The 17,351-nt window shown below is 60.5% G+C and carries 15 protein-coding genes and 1 riboswitch; of the genes, 5 read left to right on the top strand and 10 right to left on the bottom strand.

The genetic code is table 11. The features are described from left to right. Positions 1-3: 3 nt before the first annotated feature. The 3 genes from ACL0K2_RS02910 to ACL0K2_RS02900 form a co-directional block, all read right to left on the bottom strand. Positions 4-1,071, bottom strand: coding sequence for a phosphotransferase family protein (locus tag ACL0K2_RS02910; protein ID WP_239610321.1), 1,068 nt, complete (start codon positions 1,069-1,071; stop codon positions 4-6). 245 nt (positions 1,072-1,316) lie between these two features. Beyond that, a complete protein-coding gene (locus tag ACL0K2_RS02905) occupies positions 1,317-1,631 on the bottom strand; it encodes an SCP2 sterol-binding domain-containing protein (protein ID WP_025241974.1) in 315 nt (104 codons plus the stop codon). Positions 1,632-1,689: 58 nt separating this feature from the next. Further along, a complete protein-coding gene (locus tag ACL0K2_RS02900) occupies positions 1,690-2,400 on the bottom strand; it encodes a histidine phosphatase family protein (protein WP_413043741.1) in 711 nt (236 codons plus the stop codon). A gap of 181 nt (positions 2,401-2,581) precedes the next feature. On the opposite strand from ACL0K2_RS02900, the gene sohB reads away from it, so the two are divergent. Together sohB and ACL0K2_RS02890 are read left to right on the top strand one after the other, a co-directional pair. Beyond that, positions 2,582-3,607 (top strand): protease SohB, encoded by a 1,026-nt coding sequence (sohB, locus tag ACL0K2_RS02895; RefSeq protein ID WP_045162355.1) that lies wholly within the window; start codon positions 2,582-2,584, stop codon positions 3,605-3,607. A 10-nt stretch (positions 3,608-3,617) separates the two neighbouring features. Further along, entirely contained in the window at positions 3,618-4,613 is a 996-nt protein-coding gene (locus ACL0K2_RS02890; protein ID WP_045162354.1) for a YhdH/YhfP family quinone oxidoreductase, read from the top strand. 254 nt (positions 4,614-4,867) lie between these two features. Here the strand turns inward: ACL0K2_RS02890 and ACL0K2_RS02885 are convergent, their stop codons facing one another. From ACL0K2_RS02885 to ACL0K2_RS02875, 3 genes are all read right to left on the bottom strand, one after another. After that, on the bottom strand, positions 4,868-5,368 hold the full coding sequence (locus ACL0K2_RS02885) for a DUF934 domain-containing protein (RefSeq protein ID WP_045162353.1): 501 nt from the start codon (positions 5,366-5,368) through the stop codon (positions 4,868-4,870). Continuing rightward, on the bottom strand, positions 5,352-7,010 hold the full coding sequence (locus tag ACL0K2_RS02880) for a nitrite/sulfite reductase (RefSeq protein WP_239610325.1): 1,659 nt from the start codon (positions 7,008-7,010) through the stop codon (positions 5,352-5,354). Before ACL0K2_RS02880 ends, ACL0K2_RS02885 begins: the two co-directional genes overlap by 17 nt. A gap of 365 nt (positions 7,011-7,375) precedes the next feature. Further along, complete coding sequence (locus ACL0K2_RS02875; protein ID WP_045162351.1) at positions 7,376-7,594, bottom strand: DUF2970 domain-containing protein; 219 nt, start codon at positions 7,592-7,594, stop codon at positions 7,376-7,378. A gap of 153 nt (positions 7,595-7,747) precedes the next feature. Further along, a riboswitch (cobalamin riboswitch) is annotated at positions 7,748-7,884 on the top strand. 90 nt (positions 7,885-7,974) lie between these two features. On the opposite strand from ACL0K2_RS02875, the gene ACL0K2_RS02870 reads away from it, so the two are divergent. The 3 genes from ACL0K2_RS02870 to ACL0K2_RS02860 are packed head-to-tail and all read left to right on the top strand — an operon-like array spanning position 7,975 to position 12,996. Further along, positions 7,975-12,246 (top strand): cobaltochelatase subunit CobN, encoded by a 4,272-nt coding sequence (locus tag ACL0K2_RS02870; protein ID WP_413043740.1) that lies wholly within the window; start codon positions 7,975-7,977, stop codon positions 12,244-12,246. Further along, on the top strand, positions 12,243-12,719 hold the full coding sequence (locus ACL0K2_RS02865) for a MotA/TolQ/ExbB proton channel family protein (protein WP_230623633.1): 477 nt from the start codon (positions 12,243-12,245) through the stop codon (positions 12,717-12,719). The genes ACL0K2_RS02870 and ACL0K2_RS02865 overlap by 4 nt, the downstream gene beginning before the upstream one ends. Further along, positions 12,697-12,996: a DUF2149 domain-containing protein gene (locus ACL0K2_RS02860; protein ID WP_155397634.1), complete on the top strand. Its 300-nt coding sequence runs from the start codon at positions 12,697-12,699 to the stop codon at positions 12,994-12,996. The genes ACL0K2_RS02865 and ACL0K2_RS02860 overlap by 23 nt, the downstream gene beginning before the upstream one ends. A gap of 18 nt (positions 12,997-13,014) precedes the next feature. Here the strand turns inward: ACL0K2_RS02860 and ACL0K2_RS02855 are convergent, their stop codons facing one another. From ACL0K2_RS02855 to ACL0K2_RS02840, 4 genes are all read right to left on the bottom strand, one after another. Beyond that, complete coding sequence (locus ACL0K2_RS02855; protein WP_045162348.1) at positions 13,015-13,470, bottom strand: hypothetical protein; 456 nt, start codon at positions 13,468-13,470, stop codon at positions 13,015-13,017. Positions 13,471-13,517: 47 nt separating this feature from the next. Then, positions 13,518-14,861, bottom strand: coding sequence for a leucine-rich repeat-containing protein kinase family protein (locus ACL0K2_RS02850; RefSeq protein ID WP_413043739.1), 1,344 nt, complete (start codon positions 14,859-14,861; stop codon positions 13,518-13,520). A gap of 113 nt (positions 14,862-14,974) precedes the next feature. Beyond that, positions 14,975-16,033, bottom strand: a complete 1,059-nt coding sequence (locus ACL0K2_RS02845; RefSeq protein ID WP_413043738.1) for an RNA methyltransferase — start codon at positions 16,031-16,033, stop codon at positions 14,975-14,977. Positions 16,034-16,109: 76 nt separating this feature from the next. After that, a complete protein-coding gene (locus tag ACL0K2_RS02840; protein ID WP_045162345.1) occupies positions 16,110-17,258 on the bottom strand; it encodes an MFS transporter in 1,149 nt (382 codons plus the stop codon). Positions 17,259-17,351 lie beyond the last annotated feature (93 nt).

Raw genomic sequence — 17,351 nt, 5'->3', positions numbered from 1 at the left:
GTATTACAGCTTCGATTTATGGATGACCTGCAGGCTTACTTGTTCGAGCAGGGCGTTCATTTGAACGAATTTAGCGAACCGCTGATCCTGGGTCTGGCCGTGGAAGTAGCGGTAGTAAATTTGTTGCACGATAGCCGCTAGACGAAACAGGCCGTAGGTGTAGTAGTAGTCGAAGTTATCGATATGAATGCCGGCACGCTCGGCGTAGTAATCGACGAACTCCTGGCGCGTTAGCATGCCTGGAGCATTGCTGGGCTGTTTGCGGATCAGTTGCATAGGCGGCGGATCTGTCGCTTCTATCCAATAGGCAAGCGTATTGCCCAGATCCATCAGCGGGTCACCAATGGTGGTCATTTCCCAGTCCAGCACGCCGATGATCTCCATCGGGTTCTCCGGGTTGAGGATGACATTGTCGAAGCGGTAGTCGTTGTGCACGATACCGGGCTTGTGGTGGTCAGCAGGCATCTTGTCGCGCAGCCAGGTTTTGATCGGTTCCCAACCAGGGGCATCCGGTGTGGCGGCCCGCTCGTAACGATCGATCCAGCCGGTAATCTGACGCTGCACGTAGCCTTCGGGCTTGCCCAAGTCGCCAAGGCCGCAGGCGCTGTAGTCCACGTTGTGCAGCTCGACGAACTTGTCGATGAAGCTCTTGCACAGCGCGGTCGTCTGTTCTGGCGTAAATCCGAGTTCAGCCGGCATGTCTTCACGCAGGATGATGCCCTGGACGCGCTCCATGACATAGAACTCGGCACCGATAAGCGCCTCGTCAGTGCAGTGGACGTAGGCTTTCGGGCAGTAAGGAAAGCCCGCGTTGAGCTGATTGAGGATTCGGTATTCGCGGCCCATGTCGTGTGCGGACTTGGCTCTGTGGCCAAACGGTGGGCGACGTAGCACGAATTCCTGCCGAGGATACTCCAGGAGGTAGGTCAGGTTGGACGCGCCACCCGGAAATTGCGAAATGTTCGGGCTGCCTTCCAGTCCCGAAATATGGGCTTTGAGGTATTGATCGATGACTGCAGCGGGCAGTTCTTCACCTTCACGGATGCGGCTGGTCTGATCTGTTAGCGCCATGCTTGTCCCTTTCTTGTAATCGATGCCTTGATGAGCAGGTTCATGGCGGCTGTGCTCCGCAACGCCAGCTGACCATCCAGCACCTGTAATCTAATGGGCGCCCATGACAGCACCAAGCAAAGACGGTCTTTATTGGTCGGGGTGTTGCTATGTAATCAAGATGCTTGATGCTTGAACGTCACTAAAAAAGCGCACAAAAAAGCCGAAGTCGCAAAACTTCGGCCTTTGCGTCACATCTCGGCAAATTAGGCCGGGAACAGCTCGCTCAGCTTCAGCGCGAGCATCATGTCGCCCTCGGCGCGCAGCTTGCCTGCCATGAACGCCTGCATGCCGTCGGTTTCGCCACTGATGACGCCCTGCATGGTTTCGCTGTCCATGATCAGCGTAACGTTGGCATCGGCGGACTCGCCTTTGTGAAAGTCACAGGTGCCATCCTTAACGACCAGATAGTAGTTTTCCGCGTCGGTGATATTGAACTGGAAAACCAGGTCCAGACCGGCTGCAGCGCTGGGGTTGAACTTGGCTTTCATGCCCTGGATGGTGTCGTCGACGTTGCTCATCGGATATGTCCTTTTTTATCGTGGAAATTGCAGCCTCGGGCTGCAGTCGGGTTGGAGCTTATCGATAGGTGACGAGCTCCGGATTCTTCAGCAGTTCCAGATGCACATGGCTGTTGAACGAAGCCAGCGCTACGTCGTTGTCGCGAAACTTCAGGCAGCTGAGCGAGGTGTTGACGATCTGCCAGTTCAATTCGAACGCCTTGATGGGCGGCACGCCGATGATCAGTTGAAGCAGTGCGGTGATGGTCCCGCCAGACGTGAAAACGGCGATGTGATCCTTTTTGTTCGCCTGATCGAGCAAACGGTTCAATCCGTTTTGGACACGGTCGATAAAGCTCTGCCAGCTTTCCAGCCCTGCTTTTTCATGCTCGCCAGAAACCCATCGATGAATCACGTAACTGAACAGTCGCTGGAACTCGGCACGGTGACTGGCAGCATTGCTGAATATCTGCATCGCGTCAGGCTCAACGGCCAACAGATCGGCCATGTGAGCACGAATCACCTCGTCAGCGTGAAACTCATTGAACGCTGAATCGATTTCGATGGGACATTCATCTAGATCATGAGTGGTCATCCGCGCCAGGGTGGCCCGAGCGGTATCTTGCTGCCGGCTCAACTCTCCGCTCACGCAGCGGTCGAAACGAACACCTAATTGCTCCAAGTAATCTCCCAGGGCTGCTGACTGTCGAAAGCCAAGCGGCGACAGGACATCGTAGTTTTCCGCGCCGAATGACGCCTGACCATGCCTGATCAGGTAAATACTGCCCATGTTCAGCTCCAGGACCCTGTTTTTCGCGAGGGTAGGGGGATCGATTAGGAGTGTCAACGATAAATCATACGTTTGTTTGAATCGGCTTCCGCTGGCTCAGGTGTCTATGCAATCGGTATGCTTGAGCGCTTTACGCCATGCCGTGTCCCGCTGGCAACCGTAGGTGATCCGAGGAGGATATGTGGAATTTCTTGCTGACTATGCAAGCTTTCTGATTAAGACCGTCACGCTAGTGGCGGCTGTGCTGGTAGTGCTAGCTGCGCTCGCCACACTGCGGCGCGGAAGGAGCAAGCAGACGGGTGGCCATCTGGAAGTCCATAAACTTAACGACTTCTATAAATCGATGCGTGAGCGTCTCGAACAATCGCTGATCGATAAGGATCAACTCAAACTGCAGCGCAAGCGTGAAGCCAAGGCAGCCAAGCTGGCGAAGAAAAAGCCGGAAACCCGCCCACGGGTGTTCGTGCTCGACTTCGACGGCGACATCAAGGCGTCGGCCGTCGACAACCTGCGGCATGAAATCACTGCACTGCTGACCTTGGCCACGCCACAGGACGAAGTGGTCCTTCGTCTGGAAAGTGGCGGCGGCATGGTCCACGGGTACGGACTCGCTGCCTCGCAGCTGGTGCGCATCCGTGATGCAGGTGTGCCGTTGACGGTGTGTGTCGACAAAGTTGCAGCGAGCGGCGGATACATGATGGCGTGTATCGGCCAGAAGATCCTCAGCGCACCTTTTGCAATTCTCGGCTCCATTGGGGTCGTAGCGCAGCTGCCCAATGTCCATCGATTGCTGAAGAAGCATGATGTCGATGTCGAGGTGCTCACCGCAGGTGAATACAAGCGTACCCTGACGATCTTTGGTGAAAATACCGATAAGGGACGGGAGAAATTCCAAGACGATCTGGAAACTACGCACGAGCTGTTCAAGAACTTCGTCGCCCGCTATCGCCAGCAGCTGTCTATCGACGATGTTGCCACTGGTGAGGTCTGGCTGGGTATCGCCGCTCTTGGCAAGCAGCTCGTTGATGAATTGAAGACGAGCGATGAGTATCTGGCTGCTCGCGCCCGCGAGGCGGATCTGTTCCAGCTGCACTATGCGGAGAAAAAAAGTCTTCCAGAGCGATTCGGCATGGCGGCGAGTGCCACCTTGGAGCACGGCTTGCTGAAGGGCTGGACACGTCTCAACGAACAGCGATTCTGGCAATAAGGAGCAACTGATGGGTAGCTTCAAAGCACTGCAAACCAGCGAACATGCCGATGGCCGTTTCGAAACACGTGTCGTCGAGAGAGTCATCGACGAACTCCCTGTGGGTGAGGTGTTGATTCGCGTTAGCTACTCATCGCTGAACTACAAGGATGCGTTGTCGGCCAGCGGCAACCGCGGCGTTACCCGAAGCTTTCCGCACACACCGGGCATTGATGCGGCCGGCACAGTTGCCGAATCGAGCGTCCCGGAGTTTTCCAAGGGCGATGAGGTCATCGTTACCGGATATGACCTTGGAATGAATACGGCGGGCGGTTTCGGTCAGTTCATTCGCGTGCCGTCGGCGTGGGTAATCAAGCGCCCTGCCGGGCTTTCCTTGCGCGAGGCCATGGCGCTTGGAACGGCAGGGCTGACTGCGGCACTCTGCGTAGACAAGCTCGAGTTGGCGGGCCTTGAGCCAACAACCGATGCGCCAGTTTTGGTGACCGGTGCTACGGGTGGAGTCGGCAGCATTGCGGTGGCCTTGCTGTCCCGTCTTGGTTACAGCGTCGCTGCGGTGACCGGTAAGGCCGATCAAGTCGATTTCCTAACCCGGCTTGGCGCCGCGCAGGTCATTGAGCGTGGTGTGCTTCAGGCGGGGGCGGAGAAACCTCTGTTCAAAGAGCAATGGGCCGGCGCGGTCGACACCGTCGGTGGCGAAATTCTTTTCAACGTCGTCAAATCGTTGCGGCGTGGCGCCAGTGTCGCCTGTTGCGGTCTGACTGCCGGGACGAATTTTCAGGCCAACGTCATGCCCTTCATTCTGCGCGGCGTGAATCTGCTTGGAGTCGACTCGGTGGAAATCCCGCTGGTCGTCAAAGCGTCGATGTGGGACAGACTGTCCGTGCAGTGGAAATTGCCGAATCTGGATGATCTGGTGCAGGAGATTTCGTTGGAGGAGTTGCCTGCAGCTATCGAGCGAATCCTGGCGGGGCAGCAGGCCGGTCGAGTACTTGTGCGGCTTGACTGACTGTGTGGCCCCTTCGGTTAACCGGCTATTGATGACATAGCTAAAACCGATTTTGTTGCGTTGATCGAGTGAGCGAAGCTAGCGCCACTCCAACGCAACAGGAATGGGTCATGAAAGCACTGGCAGAGAAGATCATCGAAGCATTCGGCAAGAAGCAGCCGACCGAGGCCCTTCAGGTCGAGCACCCCAACTTCTGGATGTATCAATAAAAAACCGCCGAAAGGCGGTTTTTTTATTGCAGCACGAGCGTGGATTCAGCCTTGTCGGCGGCGAAACAAGGGCAACGGTTCATCGACGGCCGATTGGTAGGTGACGGAGAAATCCTTCAAACCTTCCAGCGCCTCATAGGGGTCGCGGTCAGCGCGCACCGCGAAGGCGTCGAAACCGCAACGACGCATATAAAACAGTTGATCGCGCAGCACATCGCCTATGGCTCGGATCTCGCCTTTGTAGCCGTAACGCTCGCGCAGCAGGCGAGCGCTGGAGTAGTGGCGACCATCGGTAAAGGCAGGGAAGTTCAGTGCGATGACTTGGAAATGCTCAAGGTCGTCGGCGATTTCTTCCACGGCTTCGTCGGCGTCCAGCCAAACCCCGAGACCGCCGTCGCGAGCTTTCAATGCATGAGCATGATCGAGCCATAGCTGGAACGGCACGATCAGATCGTCACAATTGGACAGACCATCAAGCGTTACGTCCTTGGGTAGCAGATGCCAGGTTTCGTCGATGACCTGGCCGTCCTTAATGATTCGCTGCATAGACGCGCTCCTTGAAGGGGTCGATGCCGATACGGCGGAAGGTGTCGAGGAACTGTTCATCTTCTGTACGTTGCTCCACATAGACGCCGATGATCTTTTCGATCACGTCGGGCATAACGTCCTGAGCGAAGGACGGGCCAAGTATCTGGCCGAGGCTCGCATTGCGGCCGGAACTGCCGCCGAGGGAGACCTGGTAGAACTCGGCGCCTTTCTTGTCCACGCCAAGAATGCCGATGTGACCCACATGGTGATGTCCACATGCGTTCATGCAGCCGGAGATGTTCAGATCGATGTCGCCGATGTCGAACAGGTAGTCCATATCATCGAAACGGCGCTGGATGGCTTCGGCGATCGGAATCGACTTGGCATTGGCCAGCGAGCAGAAATCGCCGCCAGGGCAGCAGATGATATCGGTCAGCAGGCCGATATTCGGGGTGGCGACGCCCAGTTCGCGCAGCTCGCTCCACAACTCGAACAGCCGCGACTGTTCGACATCTGCGAGGATCATATTTTGTTCGTGGGAGTTGCGCACTTCACCGAAGCTGTAGCGATCGGCCAAATCGGCGATGGTATCGAGCTGCTTATCGGTCACATCGCCTGGAGCCACTCCGGTGCTCTTGAGCGATAGGGTGACGGCTGCGTAACCGGGCTTCTTGTGTGCCACCACGTTACGCTGGCGCCAGCGGGCGAAACCGGGATGCTCGGTATCGAGTTGAGCGAGCGCGGCGCTTTGATCTTCCAGAGGCTTGTAGGCCGGGTCGACGAAAAATTTGCTGACGCGCTCGACTTCGGCTTCGGTCAGCGTGCTAGGGCCATCTTTGAGATGGGACCACTCGGCCTCGACGCGCTCGGCGAAGACCTCCGGCGTGAGCGCCTTGACCAGAATCTTGATGCGCGCCTTGAACTTGTTGTCGCGACGGCCATAGCGGTTGTACACACGCAGGATGGCGTCGAGGTAGGTCAGCAGATGCTGCCAGGGAAGGAATTCGTTGATGAAGCTGCCCACGATCGGCGTGCGGCCCAAACCACCCCCGACCGACACGCGGAAGCCCAGCTCACCAGCCTCGTTGTTCACTGCTTCGAGGCCGATATCGTGCACTTCGATGGCGGCGCGGTCGCTCGCGGCTCCGTTCACGGCAATCTTGAACTTACGCGGCAGGAAAGCGAATTCCGGATGGAAGGTCGACCATTGGCGAATGATCTCGCACCAGGGGCGTGGGTCGATCAGCTCGTCTTTGGCTACACCGGCAAACTGGTCGGTAGTGGTATTGCGGATGCAATTGCCGCTGGTCTGGATCGCATGCATCTGCACCGTTGCCAGCTCGGCGAGAATCTCAGGGACATCTTCGAGTTCCGGCCAGTTGAACTGCACATTGGTCCGGGTACTGATGTGGGCGTAGCCCTTGTCGTACTTGCGGGCAATTTCAGCCAGCTTGCGCACCTGGGTCGAAGACAGCAGCCCATAGGGCACCGCGATACGCAACATGGGCGCATAGCGTTGAATGTACAGGCCGTTCTGCAGGCGCAGGGGGCGGAATTCCTCGCCACCGAGTTCACCCGCCAGAAAGCGACGGGTTTGATCGCGAAACTGGCGAACGCGATCCTCGATGATGTGTTGGTCGTACTGGTCGTAAACGTACATGGGATGTCCTGTTCTCAGGGCTGTCTACAGCTTATCGCGCGCACGGCCGCGCACCCATTCAGGGAGGGCGGCACGATACCAGCTAGCGGTTATGCGCAAAAGTGATGTTTGGGAATATGTTTAGAACGAAACGCTGCTTTATTGGCATTTGAAGCGGTGAGCTTGAGCGACTCGCTGGCGTGGTCTTAACTGCAAGCAACGTGAGCCCGATAACAAGGAGAGCAGCCGTGTCAGAGCAGTCCAATCAACGCGGTAATGACAGCGTGGCGGATGCCACCGCTATTTTCGTCCTGATAATTCTAGTCGTCGCAACGGCGGTTTTCTGGGTCAGTCACCAATAAAGCATGGTACCTGTGCCGGGGCTGTCACAGACCGGCAAGATACAGCACCAGCTTGACCACGCCGAGGATGATCAGTACGAACGCCACTGTGAAGCCGACACCCAACAGAATGAAGTGGCTCGGTTTTCCCTGACTGAAATCCCTTTCTCGGTTTTTTCCGCTCTGCACACCGAGCGCGCCAGCCAGAACGCTTTGTAGCATTTGCCGAAACGTGAGTGGTTTTGGTTGCTTGTCGTCGTTCATAGCCGCCCCGATATGACTGATCCCCTCGAAGTCTAGCCACCATCAAGCAAGCCGTCGCATCTAAGTTCCGAGGGTGCCTGCAGCGGCTAGGGTTTGTTGCTTGATCTTGTCGGGTGCGCCGCGTAAGGTTCGCGCCTTCAGCCGCCAAGCGGCTGTCTTCATGGAGTGCGCGGTGCCCGGATCAAGGTTCGGGTTAAATGGGAAATCAGTACCAAGCTGATGCTGCCCCCGCAACGGTAGAGCCGAACCTTCGGCCAAGCCCGATACCAGCCCGTACTCCCCAAGGAATTGTCGCGGTGGGCGACATCCTCAGAACGCCTTGCGCCTGTTCCAGGCTGTGCGGCCGTTCTGCCGCCCGCGCGTCTCGAGACGGAGTGGGCATGTCTATCGTTTTCCGCTGGGCTGGTTTGGTGCTTTCGCTGCTGCTCGCTCCTCCCGCCCTGGGCGGGCAGGTTAAGGCGATCATCTCGCAGTACAGCGCGGCTGAATTCGCCTCGGCGGTGGCCCTGTTCAAACAGCGCCAACCGGACGAAATCATCGATGCACGGACCCCGGAACAGCTGAGCGAGATGGATGATGCCCGCATAGCCGAATGGCTCCAGGGCGGAGGCACGCTGCTCGCTGTCGGCGTCTTCGGGTCCGAGGTGGAGCGCTTGCGGCCGCTGATCGAGGGGTACAGCTCCGGTGATCGTTACATCATGCACAGCGATCAGGGGCTGGTTGCGATGAGCCGTATCGATGGCACGCCCGTGTTCCGCGACCGTGAACAGGCATCACGTCTCGGCGCAGAAAAGCCCGGCGAGGATCTGGCCGGCTGGGTCCGCGAGCTTGGCGATGCCAATCCCGATCAGACCGGGTGGATCGAGGCGCGTAGCTACTGGATTGCCGGTGGGAGCGATAACATCGCGCGCCTGCTGAGCTGGCTGTCCGACGATGGTTCGAGGCGGATCATGCCTGCCGAGCCGCGTCCAGCGCTACGCTTCTACCAGGACGGGCGTACTCTCAACGCATCTGAGCTCGTCTGGCGCGGCGACAGCATGGTCGCGGTGATCGATCATGGCCGTGCCGATCGCCGGGGCGACGCCGACCTCAACAACGCGCTCTGCCAGACGCTGCAACAGCGTGATATCGCCTGCGTCAGCCTGCTCGCTGGATGGGGCGAGGGCACCCTGCAGGCGCTGCGTTGGCTCGAAAGCGGTGCGCATCCGACGCTGGCGGCGGTGGTCGTGCTGCAGGATTTCGTGCTCGGCGGTGGCGAGGGGCGAGAAGAGGCCACCGAGATACTCAAGCGCCTCGATGTGCCTGTGCTCAAGGCCTTGCGCTTGGATGACCGTGACGAGAGCGCCTGGCAGCTCTCCAGTGACGGGCTCGGGCGCGACAAGGTCCACTACCAGTTGGCCATGCCGGAGCTGCAGGGCAGCAGCCAGCCGATGGTGCTGGCCGCGTGGGAGTCGGCGCAGATCGATCCGAATTCCGGTATCCGTTTTGGTTTCAGCCAGCCCTTGCCGTCCCGGATCGAAGCGTTCGCCGCTCGGATCCATCGCTGGCAGCGGTTACAGCGCAAGGCCAACAAGAACAAGCGTGTCGCCATCATCTATTACAACCATCCGCCGGGACGGCACAACATTGGTGCCGACAACCTGGACGTACCGCAATCCTTGCTCGCGATACTGCGGCGTCTCAAGGCTGAGGGCTACGAAACAGGCGAGTTGCCGCTGTCGTCCGAGGCGCTGCTGGGCATGCTGCAAGACCATGGCGTGAATCTGCCTGAGCAAGGGGATGCGTTGGCCAACATGGCCGAGAAGGTGCCCGGGCTCGACCGCGATGGATATCTGCGCTGGTTCCGTACCTTGCCGCCGGCCTTGCAGGCCGAGATGGTGCATGGCCCGTTGGGCCACTGGAGCGCGCAGATGCGTCGGGCACTGCAGGCGTCGCATCTGGATATCGCCCAGCAGACCTTGCGTGATGGGTCGAGCGAGCTGCATCACCTGCTCGATGGCGTCGAGCATCCGGCCAGAGCCCGCGCGCTGGATCTGCTCGGGCAACTCGAGCACTTCTACGAACGAGCGCTCGAGCAGCCCGGGCTGGCCAATTGGAGTGAAGCGGATGAGCTGATCGACGCGCTGGCGGCTACAGGCATCGAGGGGCTGCGTGGTTGGGGCGAAGCGCCTGGACGGGTGATGGTGCAAGGGGAGCGGATGGTTTTTCCAGGTCTACGTCTGGGCAACGTCTTCCTCGGTCCGCAGCCGCCGCGAGGCTGGGAAGTGGACGAGGAATTGCTCCACGCCAACCTGGTCTTTCCGCCAACGCACCAGTATCTGGGCTTCTATCACTGGCTGCGCGACGACTTTCGTGCCGATGCCTTGGTGCACCTGGGGCGTCACTCTACCTACGAATTCCTGCCGCGGCGGCGTGCCGGGCTGAGTGCTGAGGATTACCCGCTGCAGATCGTCGGCGATCTGCCGAGCATCTATCCCTACATTGTCGATGGCGTGGGTGAGGGCATCCAGGCCAAGCGTCGAGGGCTCGCGGTGATGATCGATCACCTCACGCCGCCTCTGGTGGCGACGCCGCTGTACGACGATCTGCTCAAGCTGCGTCAGCTAATCGAGAGTTTCGAGGCCGGGACTGGCAGCACCGAAGGGCCCGCTCGGCGCGCGACCATCGCTGAGATCAAACGGCTGCTGAGCGAGTCCGGGTTGGAACCCGAGCTGCGCGATTCCATGGCCGAGCCGCTCGCCGCGCGCGGTATCGATTTCGATCAGGTCGACGACGATCTGCTGGTCCACGAGGTCGGTCATTACCTAACCAATATCCAGGAGCGCTTCATGCCGCTCGGTCTGCACGTGTTCGGCAAGCCCTGGTCCGAGGAGGCGGTCGATACTCTGATGGCGTCGATGGGCGCCGAACGGACCGAGTACCGCCAGGCATTGGTCGATTCCCCGGCAGCCGAGATGCGGGCGCTGATCCACGCGCTAGAGGGAGGCTTCGTCGCGCCGGGTAAAGGCAACGATCCGATCCGCACGCCGGAGGCGTTGCCCACGGGGCGCAACTTCCACGCGCTGGACAGCAGCCTGCTGCCGAGTCGTATCGGTTGGGGGATCGGTCGAGAACTGGCCGATCGCGCCCGTGAGCGAGCCATGCCGGAGGGCGGCCGTGAAGCGGTCATCCTTTGGGCCTCGGACACCGTACGAGACGAAGGCGCCATGGTTGCGTTCGGCCTCGATCTGCTCGGCGTCGAGCCGGTCTGGAACAGTCGGGGAATCGTCGAGGGGATCGAGCGGGTGCCGCTTGAGCAGGGTCATGAACGCCGTGACTTGATGTTCACCACCTCCGGCCTGTTCCGGGATTTGTACGCCGACCAGCTTGCGCTGCTCGAGCGCGGTGTGCTGTTGGCGCTGGACGGCGCCAGCAACACCATCCGCCGGGATTATCCCGCTCTGCGTATCGCTTTGGATGCCGCGCTGCAACCGATCGGTGCGCTGGCGACCGGGGGAGATGAGACCCTTTCACAGAACCGGATCGCCGCCAACTGGGTCGAGGACGCGGCGCGCCGATTGGACGGCGGCGCCGATGCCGAGCAGGCCGGAAGCCTGTCGGCGCTGCGCCTGTTTGGGGTGGCACCAGGCGCCTATGGTGCAGGCATCAACGCGCTGGTGGAACGCTCCGGCAGTTGGCAGGACCGTAGCGAGTTGGCGCGCAGCTACGTCAACCGGATGGGCCATGCCTACGGCCTGCAGCACAATGGCGAGCCGGTCCAGGCAGTGTTCGAGGCTGGCTTGAAGCAGGTCACACGTACCTATCTAGGACGTTCCAGCAACCTCTACGGGCTGATGGACAACAACGATGCGTTCGACTACCTCGGTGGCCTGAGCATGGCCGTCGAGCATTTGGCCGGCCAGGCGCCCGAAAATTTCGTCAGCTGGCACAACGACCCGACCAAGGTGCGCCTGGAACCCTTGCAGCAGGCGTTGCTGGCGGAGCTTCGCGGCCGCTTCCTCAATCCGGCCTGGATCAAGGCGTTGATGCAGCATGATTACGCTGGCGCGCGGACCATGGGCAGCGAGTTCCTGGAATATCTCTGGGGCTGGCAGGTGACCAACCCGGACATTATCCAGGACAGCGCCTGGGAGGAGGTCAAGGCGGTGTATCTCGATGATCACTACCAGTTGGGGATCGATTCCTTTCTTGAACAGGGCGCCAATGTGCATGTGAAGACCAACATGCTGGCGATCATGCTGGTGGCCATTCACAAGGGCTTCTGGCAGGCCGACGAGCAGACCCGGCGTGAGTTGGCGGAGGCATTCGCCACGCTGGTTTCTGCGAATGGGCTCCCCGGCAGCGGCCACACCCGCCCCGACCATCCGATGATCGAGTGGCTGCTGCCCCAGCTGAAGCCCGACGTTCGGGAGGCTTTGCAGGCGCGTCTGGATGCCGCGAAGCGCGAGCCGCAGCACACCATGAAGGCGCCCAGCAGTATCAGCGAGATCCAGCCAGACGTAGCCGAGCAGTCTGTCGAGGCGCAGGAGTCGCAAGGCGAGAGCGATACCAGTGCCAGCCAATACTTGTGGCTGGTTGCGCTAGTCATGCTGTTGCTGCTGGGCATCGGTATCTGGCGAGGCCGCCGAGCACCATCCAGGGGTGGCTCATGAGCATGCTCGATGACCGTTTGTTCGGCTGGTTGCACCTGCTGGTGGGGTGGCTGCTGCAGCCCGTGACCTGGGCGCTGTTCGGACTCATGGCCATGATGATCTGCGACGCAGGCGTCGCGGCGGGAGAGCGGTTTGGTGGGCTTCGGCGCTGGCGCATGCTGACGGTGGCCGAAATCGAGAGGCGTGCAAGGCGGCGGCTTGATCGCGCCGATCTGATCGCTCGCGTCGGGCCGATGCTCGGCCTGATGGGCACATTGATACCCCTCGGTCCGGGCCTGGCTGCGCTGGGAGACGGCAATGTGCAGATACTCAGCGTCGCGATGCGAGTGGCCTTCGATACCACCGTGCTCGGGCTGTTGATCGGGGTGGGCGGCTTTGCGCTCGGCCGTTTGCGACGACGTTGGTATGACGAGCTGCTGGATGAGATCGAAGCGGCGGAGGCGCGCGACAATGAGTCGACGGTGGCGATCTAGTCGATTTGCGGCTGGCGATGACGATCCGTTGGGACCCTTGGCCAATCTGGTCGACGTAGTCCTGGTATTCGCCTGTGGCTTGATCGCCGCGTTAGTCGCCCAGACCGATCTACTGGAGCAACTCGATGCCGCCAAACAGCCCGTGACGGTCGAACGCGGGCGTGAGCTGCCGCGCTTGCCAGACAGTCTGGAGGGCAGCTCCGGCCAAGGCCTGGAAAGTGTCGGGCAGGTCTACCGTGATCCCTTGACCGGCAAACTCATCCTGATCGGAGACTGACTACCGAGTCCTATCGTCTCAGCCGCCGCCTTTGAACCAGTCCCACAGCCCCAGCGAATAGTTCGGCAACAGGTTGATCCCGAGCGCCGACTTGATCAGATAGAGCACCACCAGGCCGACCAGCACGGAGAACATCAGGAACAAGGTGATCGCGCCGGCCTTTGCAGCCAGCGAAAGGCTGCGCTGCGCGCGGGACAGGTTGCGTTTGTTGCGCCCGCCAACCAGTACGAAATAGTACTGGTTGCTCCACAGGCTGAACGTACCGCGCCAGTCAATCTTGTGGCGGCCCCAGGAACGCGTGGCGAAGGCGCTGCGCAATCCTTCCAGCTGCTGTTCACTAAAGCTTTCACGCAAGTGTTCGGGCAGTCGTTGCTTGAGTCCGACGATGAATGGGTCGTGCTCGAGCGCAACGTTAGCGTTGGCCGCTGGCGACTGGGCGTTTGTGTCGTTATTGCGTGGTTCGGAGTGAGACATGCGTCAGAAAGCCGTCAGAGCTGGAAAAGTCGATTCCCTCCATGCAACTAATCGGCCGTATCGGTCCGTCCGGCGCAAATTGCTTCGAGCGCCTGGTTCAGTTGCGCGAAGTCCGGTCTTTCCAGTACGGCGTCAAGGAGGCAGCCGCGCTTCAGCTCGCCGAGGTCTCGCAGCGCCGGATCGTGGTTGGCGACCGCGCAATGCGCCAGTAGCTCTTCCAGCAGGCATCCGAACGCGCGTGCTTCGAGTCGCTGCAACGCAGGTGCTTGTGCGCCTTGCGGATCATAGAACGATGCAGCACCAAAATCGCTGAGCAGGGTCTGCCCGCGCGGATCCACCATCAGATTGTGTGCGTAGAGATCGCCGTGCAGGATGCCTCGTGCGTGCAGGTGAGCGACCACAGATCCGACGCTGGCTGCGATGCGAAGCACCTGTGCAGGGCTGAACTGGCAGCTCGCTGGATAGCAATCGCGCGTACAACTGGACAGCGATGGCGGGCCGGCGAGCGTCTGGAAGGCGGGATCGATCAGGGTCAACAGCAGCCCAGGAAGGGCACCAGCCTGCTCGGCCAGTGGTCCCGCTACCGGAATCAGGTTGGCGTGCGCGCCGGCTGCGATGCTGGCGGCCATCTCGCTATGAGGCAATCCATCGCTGGTCAGGTTGCCTTTGAACAGCTTGGCTGCCATGGCTTGTCCGGCGCTCCCCGGGCGCTGCCATTCGGCACGATGGATAACCCCGGACGCGCCCTGGCCAAGCACATCTTCGAACGACACCTGCGCGCGAACAATGGGCGGCAATGGATGCTGGGCCAGGATCTCCGCCTCCATCCTGTCGCTGAAGGGATTGCCGGCAAATGCCAGCCAGCTCAGCCGGGGCATACGCAGCAGCCAGCCAGGAAGGGCGGAGAGCTGGTTGGCAGCGATTCGCAGCAACTCCAGGCGCCGGCAGTCGGCGAGCGATTCAGGAAGTTCACGCAGCCGGTTCCCCGCCAGCATCAGTTTCTGCAGGCGGTCGCATCGGCCGATCTCGGTGGGCAACGCTTCGAGCTGGTTGTCGGTGAGAATCAGCCAGCGCAGCAGGGGGGGTAGTGCTTCGGCTGGTAGCGTGCGGATGCGGTTTGCTTTGAAACCGACCATTTCCAGTTGGGCGCAGCGGCCAATCACAGCAGGCACGGCGGTAAAGGCGTTATCGGAGCAGAACAGGATGCGCAGTTTGTGCAGGCGCGGAAGGTCATCTGGAAGGCGGGTCAGTCTGTTGCCGGACAGGTTGAGCACTTCCAGGCTGTCGGCCAGTTCGAAGATTTCCGATGGGAATACGTCGAGTCCTTCGGACAGGTCGAGACGGGTGATGCCCGTCAGCTCACCGCGCTTCAATTGTTCCAGTGTGTGCATGCTGTTCTCGTTGCCCGTCACTGGGCATGGTTGTGCGATCGCCGCAGTCTGTATCGGCCGGTCGGGGCCTAGTTCGACTCAGTCGCGCTAGGACAACGGCATGCGACGCTTGTTCAGCGCAACGGCTCTGGCCTGGATGTTTGGGAGGATTGGCGGCGATCGCGCACGATGCGTTCGGCGCGCGCACGCAGTTGTCCACAACCGCCGTCGATGTCCTGTCCGGCAGAATTGCGCACTTTGGTCAGCACGCCATTGTCGTGCAGATAACGCATGATCTGGCGAATCCGCTCGGCTTCGGGGCGTTGATACTCATCGTCGTCCAGGTTGTTGTACGGAATGACGTTCATGATCGCGAACTTGCCGCGCAATAAACGGATGATGCCGTCCATCTCGTCCTGGCTGTCGTTGATGCCCTTTAGCAGCGTCCACTGGTACTGGATCGGATAATCGACCAGCCGCGCATAGCGCTCGCCCAGTTCGACCAGCTCGGCGGGGTCGAATACCGGTGCGCGCGGCAGTAGCTCGCGCCGCAGTGCGGCGTCGGTAGTGTGCAGCGAAAGTGCCAGTGCGGGTTTGATCTTTTGGCTCGGGAGGCGTTCGAACACGCGTGGATCGCCAACGGTAGAGAACACCAGGTTCTTGTGGCCTATGCCTCCGTCGGTGCCCAGCAGATCGATGGCGTCGAGGACATTGTCGAGGTTGTGCGCGGGTTCGCCCATGCCCATGAACACCACCTTCTTCACCGGGCGGTAGCGGCGGGCAAGGGCAACCTGGGCGACGATCTCGGCGCTGCCGAGCTGGCGCAACAGGCCGCTTTTACCCGTCATGCAGAACACGCAACCGACTGCGCAGCCGATCTGGCTCGATACGCACAGACCGTCGCGCGGCAACAGCACGCTTTCGACCATCTGGCCGTCCGCCAGCTCGACCAGTAACCGGGCCGAGCCATCGCCACCGGGGTGTTCGGAGCGCAGGCGAGCCAGCCCAGCGACGGTTTCGCTGATCTTAGGCAGCCCGTTGCGCACCGACAATGGCAGGAAGTCTTCGGTCTTCTGGTGACGGGTTCCGACATCCAGCGCCTGCCCTTTGAGCCAGGCACGCCTGATCCGACCGATATGGACGGGCTTGGCACCGATCTCGGCGAGCTGTCGATGGATGTCTTGGATGCGCATAGGGCGCGCATTCTAGCCAAAGGTCGAGGCCTGGTCTGTAGTGTGGTGAAGATTGCCAGCTCCCGCGCCGGGACATTCATTCCTTGAAGCGACGACTGCCCAGGGTGAGCCCGAACAACAGTATCGCGAGCAAGCCAAAAGCAAGCGTCAGCGAACTGTAGTGAGCGATCACGCCAATCACGGCTGGGCCTGCAAGTACGCCGGCAAAGCCGATGGTGGTCGCCGCGGTGATGGCCTGATGAACCGGCATGCTGTGCTGCCGGCTCAAGGAGGAAATAAGCACTGGCGAGACATTGGCGCAACCCAGGCCACACAGGCCGTAACCGAGGAGGGCGAACCCCCAATGCTCGGTTAGGATACTCAGGCCGATGCCAAATCCCGCCAACAGTCCGCCGAAACCGATCACCCGTGCGGTCCCTAGGCTGTTTACCACAGGCGCTCCGGCGAAGCGGCCGACGGTCACCATCAAGGCGAAGCTTGCGTAACCCAGGCCGCCCTTGGCGGTTTCCAATGCCTTGTGCTCGGTGAGGTAGAGCGCGCTCCAGTCCAGTACTGCACCCTCGGCCAGGTAGACGACGAAACACAGGGCGCCCACCAGCAGCACCATCCCGGTCGGGCGGATGAGCGCGACCCCGCCGCCCGGCGCCTTGTTCCTTAGAAACCCGGATGATACGGCGAGGTTGGCCAAAGCGATCACGGCAATCATCAACAGTGTGCCGGTTGCCGGTGCGAGGCCCAGGGTCAGCGCGCCGGTCAGTGCCAGCGCACCGCAGATTGATCCCAGGCTGAACATGCCATGGAAGTTCGACATGTGTCGCTTGCCGGAGCCACGCTCGATGAGCACACCCTGAATATTGAGCACCACATCGATGACACCCAGGCTGCCACCGAAGCAGAACAACGCCAAGGCGAGGACCCAGATCGATTCGGTCAGCGCCATTCCGGTCAGTGCAAAAAGCAATAGCGCGACGCTCGACAGCACCACAGGACGGATGCCGCAGCGGGTCACCAGCAATCCAGATAACGGCATCCAGCTCAACGAGCCGATGCCGATGCATAGCAACAGCGTGCCGAACAGGGCATCGCTCATCTCGATGCGCTCGCGCACATAGGGCACCAGCGGCGCCCATACGGACAGACCGAATCCGGCCATGAAGAAACCGACCCGAGTCGCGCGGCGCGCGAGGGGAGATGTAGCATCAACGCAACGGGGCACCGGCGACATTCGTGGGTGTCCTTGATCAGCAGGAGTGAAAGCCAGCGCTAGCGCGCCAAAGGCCGTGTACAGGCGTCATTGTGGCAAATTCCAGCGTGCCGG

It is taken from the genome of Pseudomonas sp. YJ42 (assembly GCF_047225135.1).
GTDB classification, from domain to species: Bacteria; Pseudomonadota; Gammaproteobacteria; order Pseudomonadales; family Pseudomonadaceae; genus Stutzerimonas; species Stutzerimonas stutzeri_E.
The sequence above is the reverse complement of the archived record's forward strand: the minus strand, read 5'-3'. Positions and strand labels throughout refer to the sequence as shown.